At 59.1% G+C, this 9,589-nt stretch carries 11 protein-coding genes; 5 read left to right on the top strand and 6 right to left on the bottom strand.

The features are described from left to right. Positions 1 to 129: 129 nt before the first annotated feature. Positions 130 to 882 (top strand): hypothetical protein, encoded by a 753-nt coding sequence (locus NW860_RS05215; protein ID WP_414512832.1) that lies wholly within the window; start codon positions 130 to 132, stop codon positions 880 to 882. A gap of 45 nt (positions 883 to 927) precedes the next feature. Here the strand turns inward: NW860_RS05215 and NW860_RS05210 are convergent, their stop codons facing one another. Both NW860_RS05210 and rpsO read right to left on the bottom strand, forming a co-directional pair. Beyond that, positions 928 to 1,362 carry a PAM68 family protein gene (locus NW860_RS05210; RefSeq protein WP_414395638.1) on the bottom strand — a complete coding sequence of 145 codons (435 nt, stop codon included), beginning with the start codon at positions 1,360 to 1,362 and terminating at the stop codon, positions 928 to 930. A 35-nt stretch (positions 1,363 to 1,397) separates the two neighbouring features. Then, the gene (gene rpsO, locus NW860_RS05205; RefSeq protein ID WP_414395636.1) at positions 1,398 to 1,673 is read right to left on the bottom strand and encodes a 30S ribosomal protein S15; all 276 of its coding nucleotides are present in this window, start codon (positions 1,671 to 1,673) and stop codon (positions 1,398 to 1,400) included. Positions 1,674 to 1,765: 92 nt separating this feature from the next. Between rpsO and NW860_RS05200 the strand changes: the two genes are divergently transcribed. Further along, positions 1,766 to 2,470 carry a HEAT repeat domain-containing protein gene (locus NW860_RS05200; RefSeq protein ID WP_414395634.1) on the top strand — a complete coding sequence of 235 codons (705 nt, stop codon included), beginning with the start codon at positions 1,766 to 1,768 and terminating at the stop codon, positions 2,468 to 2,470. On the opposite strand, the gene apcD is transcribed toward NW860_RS05200, so the two are convergent. The 4 genes from apcD to NW860_RS05180 all read right to left on the bottom strand — a co-directional run bounded on the left by apcD (position 2,467) and on the right by NW860_RS05180 (position 6,214). Further along, entirely contained in the window at positions 2,467 to 2,952 is a 486-nt protein-coding gene (gene apcD, locus NW860_RS05195; RefSeq protein WP_414395632.1) for an allophycocyanin subunit alpha-B, read from the bottom strand. The genes NW860_RS05200 and apcD overlap by 4 nt on opposite strands. 142 nt (positions 2,953 to 3,094) lie before the next feature. Then, on the bottom strand, positions 3,095 to 4,381 hold the full coding sequence (locus tag NW860_RS05190; protein WP_414512845.1) for a type IV pilus twitching motility protein PilT: 1,287 nt from the start codon (positions 4,379 to 4,381) through the stop codon (positions 3,095 to 3,097). A gap of 295 nt (positions 4,382 to 4,676) precedes the next feature. Beyond that, on the bottom strand, positions 4,677 to 5,360 hold the full coding sequence (gene folE / locus NW860_RS05185) for a GTP cyclohydrolase I FolE (RefSeq protein ID WP_414512829.1): 684 nt from the start codon (positions 5,358 to 5,360) through the stop codon (positions 4,677 to 4,679). A gap of 128 nt (positions 5,361 to 5,488) precedes the next feature. Further along, on the bottom strand, positions 5,489 to 6,214 hold the full coding sequence (locus NW860_RS05180; protein ID WP_414395628.1) for an SDR family oxidoreductase: 726 nt from the start codon (positions 6,212 to 6,214) through the stop codon (positions 5,489 to 5,491). Positions 6,215 to 6,391: 177 nt separating this feature from the next. Here NW860_RS05180 and NW860_RS05175 point away from each other — a divergent pair, with 177 nt between their 5' ends. The 3 genes from NW860_RS05175 (at position 6,392) to prmC (ending at position 9,564) form a co-directional block, all read left to right on the top strand. Further along, entirely contained in the window at positions 6,392 to 7,564 is a 1,173-nt protein-coding gene (locus tag NW860_RS05175) for an ABC transporter ATP-binding protein (protein ID WP_414512827.1), read from the top strand. 303 nt (positions 7,565 to 7,867) lie between these two features. Beyond that, a complete protein-coding gene (locus NW860_RS05170) occupies positions 7,868 to 8,665 on the top strand; it encodes a Tic22 family protein (RefSeq protein WP_414406051.1) in 798 nt (265 codons plus the stop codon). Beyond that, positions 8,662 to 9,564, top strand: a complete 903-nt coding sequence (prmC, locus tag NW860_RS05165; protein ID WP_414512824.1) for a peptide chain release factor N(5)-glutamine methyltransferase — start codon at positions 8,662 to 8,664, stop codon at positions 9,562 to 9,564. The genes NW860_RS05170 and prmC overlap by 4 nt, the downstream gene beginning before the upstream one ends. The last annotated feature ends 25 nt before the right edge of the window (positions 9,565 to 9,589 follow it).

Raw genomic sequence — 9,589 nt, 5'->3', positions numbered from 1 at the left:
GTCAGCAGATCTGGAAACCAAGTAGTTCTTGAGGGTCAGGCTTTCCTAACTTCAAGAGTTCCGGGCGTTCTCAATGAGGTGACAGGCGAGTTCTTCGGTTCCTCAGACCTTCGGCAAAGCAATGTTGATGTGATTTTGCAACAGGGATCCTTCTCCGCTAGCTTTGTGGTGCGGCAGCGGGGTGTTGCAGGCGATGGCACCCCTGAGGATCCCTTGGCTCTCTATGCCCGCCTGAACTTCCGCCCCAACCAAGCGGAGATCGTCTATCGTCCTGCCCAGGTAGGCACCCAGTCGGTGTTGTTTGCCCCGGATCCAACTCGTCCTAACATCTTGCCCAACCAGTTAGTGCGCATCCGGCGCCTGTTGAACGGCCGCGTTCAAGCAGAGTTTGATCCGGCCAACGTCAGCACAGTCCTCAACTTTGTCCAGGTCAGCCCGCCACCGCGGCCTTTTCCCACACCGATACCGCAATTGCCGGTTCCTGGTCGTCCGGGTGCCCCAACAGCCTTTGATTACTTTTTCTCATTACGAACTGAAAGGGAAGAAGGAAGGGAAGAAGGCGAGAATACTCCAGTTGTTTTGCAGGGCATCGTGCCTGCAACGACGGGGGCTTTCCTCTTCCGCACCTTGGCCGGAGCACAGTTATCAGGGCCGTTTAACCGGCGTGACATAGGTGGTGGTGTTCAAAGGGGAAACCTGAACCTTATCTTTGACTCAACCACTTCTGCAGATCGAATTTCTGGCCAATGGTTTCTAGAACAAGAGCTCCCCACCGGCAACGTTGAAGGCGGTACGGCGGATGAACCAGGGACTCCTGCTAGCCAACAAGGGGCCATTTTGATCATCCGTGGGTTCTTTGAGGGAACTGAGGTGCGGCTATAGCCCCAACAGCTTGTTTTGAACCCCTCCAGCCAGAGCACAAAGCAGCTAGGTCTCGTCGGCTTTCGAAGAGGCAGAGCTGCTTGTTGCTTCGCGCCATTGCTGGAGGAAAATGCCTAGGTTGCGGCGGAACTCACTAACCCCCAGCAGGGATCCGGGCTCTGGATCCCAAGAGGCCGAGAAGACACCGTAGCTGATGCCCAAAAAGCCAAGGCCAAAAAAGGCCAGCGACTCCACCAAAGTAAAGTAGGGGGGCAGGGCTATCACATGGTTGGTCAGAAGGTAGTAGTTGACAACAAAGCTACTTAGGCCAAGCGTAGAAGGGATCCCAGAAAAAATGAGGATCCGCCGCACCATGCGCCGGCTTACCTCAGGGGGAATGACAGCAACCCGCTCTCCTTTGGCTGGCTTTTTCTCCCCCTGCCCAGCAGGCTGACTGGGGCGGCCTTGAGAAGCTTTGGAATGGCGGCTAGATTTGCCCACGAAGGTAGCTCCTCGGCTGTGCCTTGACGGGCTAGCTACTTCTTCACCCGAATGTTTAACCGTTCGACCAGCTCCCGGAAGCGCTCGGGATGATGCTTAGCGATGTAGTTGAGCAGTCGCTTGCGGCGACCAATCATCATCAGCAAGCCGCGGCGGGAGTTGAAGTCCTTGGGGTTTCTCTGAAGGTGCTGTGAGAGTTGGTTGATGCGGCTGGTTAGCAAGGCAACCTGCACATCGGCAGAGCCAGTATCAGTGTCATGCAGTCGATATCTCTCGATAATCTCCTGCTTTTCTTTCTGCAATAAGGCCATAGGACCAAAAGACGGCACACACTGCTTCAGAATGATAACACTGAGTTTTCCTTCTTTGCTACAGCCAGAGAAAGCTACGGAGGGAAAGAACTATGACAACAACTGCTGGGGATCCGCCTTCACTGACAGCCTTGCTGCAGCTGTTGAACTCTCAGGATTTGGGAGAGCGGCTGCGCGCTATTAACAAGGCCAGAGAACTCTCCCCGCCGGAAAGCTTGACGCTGTTGCAGCAGGCAGTAGCCGACGAAAATGCCCGCGTCCGCTACGCTGCCATCAGCCAACTGGGCACCCTGGCCGCAAAAGGGATCGATCCAGCCATCCTCTTGCCAATTCTGCAGCGGTCTTTGCGGGAGGATCCCGAGTTCGACGTGCGAGCTGCCGCTGCTGCTGCTCTGGGGGATCTCAAGCAGCCGCAGGCCCTGGCCGATCTCCTAGAGGCCTATCAGCGGGAGACGGAGTGGCTGGTGCGCTTTAGCATCGTTGCCGCCCTCGGCGAGCTAGGCAACCCCGCCGCCTTCGACACGCTGGTGCAGGCTCTCCAGGAAGGAAATGAACTGCTAACCACCGCCGCTGCTGCAGCTTTAGGGGATCTGGGGGATCCGCGGGCCATCCCCTACCTGGAGCCCCTCATCGCTTCTGAGGATTGGCAACTGCGCTACCGCGTCTGCATTGCCCTAAGTAAGTTAGGGACGGAAGCTGCCCAAGCTGGTCTTGCCCGGCTTGCCCAGGATCCCCAGGAACAGGTAGCCGCCTGCGCCCGTGCGGCCCTAGCCTCCCTTTCCTCAAAGGGCAGCTAGCTCAGGGCATTGATGATGTAGTCAAAGTAGGGAGCGGCCTCGGCAGCCGAATCGGGATCCAACAAGCTGAGGGCTGCTTCCTTCAAAAAGACCATCGCATCGATCATGCCGGCAATGGGTACGTTGAGGCTGTTGTACATTTCCCGCACCCCTATCAGGCCAATGGACTCGATTGGCTCCTTGCTGCCAGCGACGATGCCGTAGGTTACCAAACGCAAGTACCAGTCGTAGTCCCGCAGGCACTGGTTGTAGCGCTTCTCCCCGTAGGCGTTGCCACCAGGTTGTCGGTATTCAGGTCGCTTGGCAAATAGCTGTTTCTGGGCCTGATCGATAATCCGCTTTCTATTCTCAGTTAACACCTGAGCAATCTGCAGCCGTCTTTCCCCGCTGCTCATGTAGTCTTTGATAGCTTGCAGCTCGCCAACTGAGAGATAGCGCAGCTGGTTATCTGCAGTTTCGATGAGCTGGTTGATCACGCTCACGGTAGAGATTCTCCTGTTTTCTAACTTGCTTTTACCACCAACCTATCCCCCTAGCCAAAGCTTGGCTGAGGAGATAAGCATGCCCGTTGCTCTCAGTCTAGGATAAGGCAAGCCTTCCCTCAAGCACCTGCACCTGTCCTGCCTATATCCGGCCCCGCAGCCACTGGGCCATCTCGTTGCGCCGCGGAGCTGCCTCCAGGCACACCTCCGCCGTAATCCGCCCCTCCTGATAGAGCCGAAACAGCGACTGGTTCATGGTACACATGCCCTCGTAGGAGCCGTCGGCAATGAGCTCCTCGATCTCGTCCACCGCTCCCCGCCTGATGTAGTCGCGAATGGCATCGGTGTTGCGCATGATCTCGTGGGCTGCCGTGCGCTTGCCGTCGGTGGTGCGCACCAGCGTCTGAGCAATGATGGCCACCAGGGTTTCCGCCAGTTGCAGGCGCATCGGCTCCTGCTCTTCCGGCTTGTAGATCCCTAGCAGACGCTCGATGGTGCGGACAGCGCTGTTGGTGTGCAGGGTTCCAAACACGAGGTGGCCTGTCTGGCCGGCCTTGAGGGCGATATCTACGGTTTCCCGATCCCGCATCTCCCCAATGAGGATGATGTCCGGATCTTCCCGCAGGGAGGCTTTCAGAGCGTTAGCAAACTCCAGGGTGTGGATCCCAACCTCCCGCTGCCGAATCAGGGATTTCTTGCTCTGGTGAACAAACTCGATGGGATCCTCAATGGAAATGATGTGCTTGGCAAAGTTGGAGTTGATATAGTCCACCATTGCCGCCAGCGTCGTGGACTTACCGGAGCCAGTTGGGCCAGTCACCAGCACGAGGCCCTTGGGCTCCTCGGCAATGCGCTTGAGCACTTCCGGCGCCCGCAACTGCTCCAGCGTCAAAATCTTGAGCGGGATGAGGCGCAGCACCATGGCTGGCCCAAGGAGGGAGACGAAGCAGTTGACCCGGCAGCGCACCAAGCCCTCGTACTGGATGGCGGTATCCAGCTCTAAGCACTCTTCAAACTGGCGGATTTGGTTTTCCGGCAGGCTTTCCCGCAGCCAGCTATAGAACATCTCGGTGGTGGTAACGGGGTGGTTGCTGATCACAATTTCCCCCCGATCCCGAAAGCGGGGTACTTCTCCCACCCCCAGGTGAATGTCCGAGTAGCCTTTTTCGTAGGCTTCCTGCACCAGTTGGCGCAGCGTCGGGCCAGAGGGGGCAGACTTAGGAGCAGCAGCCAGCGGGACCTGACCAACAGCCGTCGGACGAGCCGGCGGGACAAAAGGCGGAGCCGCTGGCCTGGGAGGGGAGGCTTGAGGCCGAGCTGCCGCAGCAGCAGTGGGCAGAGATCCCTGCGGAGGAGCCACAGAGCCCGGCATGGGCACTGGCGTCTGGGGAGGGGCGACAGCCACCTCTGGCGGGACGGGCCGGCCCAGGATAGGCTTGGGAGCGCTGGCGGAAGGGCGCGAGCCGATCCCTGGCGCGAGAGGGGTAGTCCTGTTCACCAACGGATCCAGCTGAGTTGGGGGTTCCGCTGATGGTGTTTGGGCAGCCGCCCGTGGGGAGCGTTGGACACCAGGCGGGGTTGGCGGCTTCCAACCAGCGTCTTTTTCGGGGCTGACCTCGCTCATGACAGGCCTCGCTGCTGGCAGAGTTTGCATCAATCTTAGGCTAGTATTCCCCACTTAAGTAGGGGATTAATCTCCTTGCCGGCAAAACTCTGCGGGAGCCTTAAAGGTTGGACGGGTGGCGAATAAGGCTCAAGAACTCCTCGCGCGTGCGGGGATCCTCCCGGAACACCCCCACCATCGAGCTGGTAACCGTCCAGGAGCCTGGCTTTTGCACTCCGCGCATCACCATGCACATGTGGGTAGCCTCGATAACCACCCCAACCCCATAGGGATCCAGCGCCTCCATCAGAGTTTCAGCAATTTGCCGGGTCAGGCGTTCCTGAACCTGCAGGCGGCGGGAGTACATCTCCACAATACGGGCAATTTTGCTCAAGCCCACTACCCTTTGCTTAGGAATGTAGGCCACATGGGCCTTGCCGATGAAGGGCAAGAGGTGGTGCTCGCAGAGGCTAAACACAGTGATGTCCCGCAGCAGCACCATCTCATCGTGGCCTTCGTCGAAGATGGCCCCATTGATGAGCTCTTCCAAAGACTGTCGATAGCCGCTGGTCAAAAACTTCAGCGCCGCCACCACTCGCTCCGGGGTTTTCTTGAGGCCCTCCCGCTCGGGATCCTCGCCAATTCCCCGTAGCAACGTCTCCACTGCCGCCACCATTGCCGGATCTAGGCTTTCTGAAGTCTCTGGCTCTGTCGAAGGGGACAGATCGCGGAGAACCCGAGACTTGAGGTTGGCTTTGTCGCTTAGGCGAAACTCGGCACTCAGTCCAGGCTTGGCAAGAGTCATAGCAAGATATCCCTTGAGTTGAAACGAGGAGTTGAAGAAATTTGTCAGGAGAGACGCTGCTGGGAGATGGTTGGCTCAAAAGCCGGGCTGACAAGCATTGCTTTCGGAAGGGTCAGAGCTGGCCCCACCTACAAGGTCCCGGCTGCTGGCATGAGGGTTAGGTCCTCCACTACAGCACCCCTGGGCAGGCGGACGAGATAGGCCACCACATCCGCTACCCACTCCGGCGAGAGCATCTGGGAGCGGTCAAAATCAACCTCCACCCTATCCCAGAGGGGCGTGTTCACCGCTCCAGGGCAGAGGCTGGTTACCCGGATACCGTGCTGCCGTTCTTCCTCAGCCAAGGCTTGGGAAAAGCCGAGTAGGCCGAACTTGCTGGCACAGTAGGCCCCCCAATTGGGAAAAGCTCGCTTGCCCGCAATCGAGACCACGTTGACAATCACGCCAAAGCCCTGCTGGCGCATTCCCGGAAGGACGGCTTGGGCACAGAGGAAGGCTGCTGTTAAGTTTAAGTCGATCACCCGCTGCCACGCCGATAACGAGAGAGTGGCCAAAGGCCCAACGTGGGCTATGCCGGCATTATTCACCAAAACATCACAACCGCCAAATCGATCCAGAAGAGCTTGCAGCCGCTGCGGTAGAGCGGTCAAATCGGCCAGGTCGATAGGAAAAACCTCTGCCTTTCCCCCTTTTGCCTGGATCTCCGCCTGCACTGCCAGCAAATCAGGTTGAGAACGAGCCACTAGCGCAACTGTCAGCCCCTGCTGGGCCAGGGCCAGAGCCACAGCTTTGCCGATCCCTCGACTGGCCCCTGTAACCAGAGCACGTTCCGGCAACTTTGTCTCAAAACTCATCCACAAGAAAACCTGGCACGCGCCGTCGGGAACAAGCGCCGCCAGAGCCTGAGAAACTTCGTTAACTCAGTGTAACACTAGTTCCTGCTTGCCCCTTATCTAACCGGCAGCAGGCCGGGGAGGGCCGGAGGTGTGGTAGCGTGGTAAAGATAGTGAAAATCTCTTGCAACAATTGTCATGGCCGAGTTCTTGGCTTTCTCGATGTCCAACGCTGGCCAGACGGACTCTTCCTACATTCTTGAGGTTGAGGGCCTCAGCAAGGGTTTTCCTGGTCAGCGGCAATTGGTTTTGCAGGAAGTGGCGTTTCGCCTGCCCCAAGGGGATATCCTGGGGATCGTCGGTCCGTCGGGCTGTGGGAAAACCACCTTATTGCGCATCATTGCTGGCTTTGAGCAGCCGGACAGCGGCCGGATCCGAATAGGGGGTCAGGTGGTGGCGGGGGAGGGGCAGTGGGTTCCGCCAGAGCGGCGGGGAGTGGGGCTGGTGTTTCAGGACTTTGCCCTGTTTCCCCACCTGAACGTGTTGGCAAATGTCATGTTCGGCCTTCAATCCCCTGCGGTGGCCAGCAAGAGGCAAGCTTACCACCAACAGGCGCGGGAACGCGCCTACGAGGTGTTGCGGCTAGTGGGCCTAGAAGACTATGTCCACCGCTATCCCCATGAACTTTCGGGTGGACAACAGCAGCGGGTGGCGCTGGCCCGAGCTTTGGCCCCCAAGCCTAGCCTAATCCTGTTGGATGAGCCGCTGAGTAACTTGGATGTGCAGACACGCTACTACCTACGGGAGGAAATTCGCAAGATCCTCAAGCAAACTCGGACTTCGGCCATTTTCGTTACCCACGACCAAGAAGAGGCTCTCTCTCTTTCCGACTGGGTGGCGGTGATGCGGGGAGGCCGTATTGAGCAATGGGGATCGCCAGAGGAGGTCTACCGGGAGCCGGCTACTCGCTTTGTGGCCGAGTTTATTACCCAGGCCAACTTTCTCCGCTGTGAGCGGCGCGAGTGGGGTTGGAAAGTTGAGGAGCTGCTGCACCTTCCCTTCCGCGCGGTCGGGGATCAGCCCGACTCCCATCTGCAGTGGGCAGAGTTGATGGTTCTGCAGGAGGAGCTCCGCCTGCATCCCGATCCCCAAGGAAAGGCAATCATTCGGGATCGCCAGTTTTTGGGGCGGGAGTATCGCTATTGCCTAGCCACGGAGACGGGCAAGGAGTTGCATGCCCTAGCGCGGGAGGCATTGCCAGTGGGCACGCGAGTTCGAGTTACCGTCGAGCAATGCCGCCTGTTTTGTCCTGAGGAATCCCTGGCACCTGATCTCAAGCAAAACCACTCCAAAAGCAAGGGCTTTGCCTGAAGTTGGGATGAGGATTCACGGTTTGCCCTGAGATCTGCATCTAGGGTGGTTCGATTTCCTTCGACCCCGTATATAGTAGGGGGTATGCGGGATCCCCACCCAAAGCAGGAGCCTTACCCCTCGACAGGGCTTAACAAATGCTTTAACTTGACCTCTAGGGTGGCCTAGGAGCTCTTGCCAGGATGGCAACAAGAACAAGGCGCGACGTCGGGAGTGAAGATGAAGAGGAAAAAGCACAGCAAGGCAGCGCCACCTTTGCGATTCTCTTGCCGCTCTGCAGCGCAGGCCGGCAGACGGGCAGCAATGGCGTTAGCCCTCCGTAGCACTCTGCTGCTGGGGCTGGTGGGGATCCCCGTATTGGCTCAGGGGAGCTTCTGGCCGGCTCAGGCAGTGGCAGCCCCCCTGAGTCGTCAGGAGGTGGCCGAGCGGCTCAATCTGGTGCCGGTTTTTGCCATTGTCTCGCAGAACGGCACCCCTGTGGTTGCCAACGTGGAGCGGGAGGGTCGCACCATTCAGGTGGCTTCTCTTTGGCTAGATCAAAACCAAGCCCAGCAAGCCCTGGAGCAGGTGAAGGCCAAAAACCCCGAGATAGGCAAGCAAGCCCGAGTGGTGCCCATCCCCCTAGGTTATGCCTATGAGAAATCGGAAGAAGAGCGAGCTAAAAATAGCAATCTGTACTTTGAGGTGGTGCCCCGCCCTGGCGATGTAGAGGCAGCCAAGCAGGTGCTCAAAGAAACGGGGCAAAAGGTGCCCCCAGAGGCCATTGGCGTGCCTCTGTTCTATGGCCGCTCCCCCGAGGGGCTGCTGACCATCGAGCAGAATGGCCAGGAAGTGGTGCCTTTCTTTTTTGACCGCAACGACCTAAAGAAAGCTCTGGAGCGGGCGGCGGCGCAAAACCCCAGCGTGGTTGGCAAAACCCAGATTGAGGTCACTTCGCTAGCCATTGTGGTGGAGCGCATGTTGGCACCTGATGCCCAAGAGGATGTGCAAAAGATTGCCTTCATCCCACCGCGTGCCTCGCTGGAGTACGTGCAGTCGTGGATACGCTCCGCAACTCCCCAGGCCAGTCCCTCGGCCACGCCTCAACCTCAGCGCCGTTGAACCAAGCTGCAGGGGGATCCCGCTCGGCGCTAGTGGAAGAGTTGCTGGCATGGCGGGCGCAGGCTCTCCAGGCAGCCCAGGCTGCTGGCATTTCCCCGCAGGAAGTGGATCTCTTGCTTAGGGAGCATCTGGGCTGGGGGCCATTGGAACGGCTGCTGGGTCGGCCGCCAGTAGGGAAGGGGGATCCGCTGGCTGAGGTGGAGGCGCTGTGGCGGCGTCGGCTAGAGGAGCGCATCCCTCTGCAATACCTGCTGGGCAAGGTAGAGTGGGCAGGGCTGAGCTTGCAGGTAACGCCAGCAGTGCTGATCCCGCGCCCCGAGACTGAGCTGCTGGTGGAGCAAGCCTCCCTGTGGCTGCAGGCCAACCCTCTGCCCCCGGGCTCCCCTTTTGCTGACTTGGGTACCGGCAGCGGCGCCATCGCCATTGCCTTGGCCCATAGGCACCCCCAGCTGCAGCTTCTGGCCGTGGACGTGAGCCCGGCAGCCCTGGCAGTGGCAGCAGCCAACGTGACCGATCACGGGCTGCAGGGGCAGGTGCATCTGCTTGAGGGATCCTGGTTTACACCCTTGGATCCCTGGCGGGGTCGGCTGCGCGGCCTTGTCTCCAACCCTCCCTACATCCCTAGAGGGGAGCTAGATCACCTCATGCCTGAGGTGCGGCTGCACGAGCCGCGAGAGGCCCTGGACGGCGGGGAAGATGGGCTGGTTCATCTGCGGGTGTTGATTGAGGGCGCGCCGGATTATCTAGCCCCCAACTCCTTCTGGGCAGTGGAGGTGATGCAGGGCCAGGCACCTTGGGTGGCCGAGCAGCTGCGAGCGCAGGGGTGTTACCAGCAGATCCAGGTGCACCGGGATCTGGCCGGGATTGAGCGGGTAGTCAGCGCCTGCTTTGTCGGGTAAAAAAATGGTGAGCAGCGTTGCCAGC

This window comes from Synechococcus sp. F70.1, from assembly GCF_047502745.1.
Classification (GTDB): domain Bacteria; phylum Cyanobacteriota; class Cyanobacteriia; order Thermostichales; family Thermostichaceae; genus Thermostichus.
Note: the sequence above shows the minus strand (reverse complement) of the source record. Positions and strands in the feature narration are given on the sequence as shown.

Excerpts from the sequence above, each read along its gene's own strand:
- rpsO (WP_414395636.1), bottom strand. The coding sequence starts at position 1,673 with ATGGCCTTATTGCAGAAAGAAAAGCAGGAGATTATCGAGAGATATCGA.
- NW860_RS05200 (WP_414395634.1), top strand. The coding sequence starts at position 1,766 with ATGACAACAACTGCTGGGGATCCGCCTTCACTGACAGCCTTGCTGCAG.
- folE (WP_414512829.1), bottom strand. The coding sequence starts at position 5,360 with ATGACTCTTGCCAAGCCTGGACTGAGTGCCGAGTTTCGCCTAAGCGAC.
- NW860_RS05180 (WP_414395628.1), bottom strand. The coding sequence starts at position 6,214 with ATGAGTTTTGAGACAAAGTTGCCGGAACGTGCTCTGGTTACAGGGGCC.
- NW860_RS05175 (WP_414512827.1), top strand. The coding sequence starts at position 6,392 with ATGGCCGAGTTCTTGGCTTTCTCGATGTCCAACGCTGGCCAGACGGAC.
- NW860_RS05170 (WP_414406051.1), top strand. The coding sequence starts at position 7,868 with ATGGCGTTAGCCCTCCGTAGCACTCTGCTGCTGGGGCTGGTGGGGATC.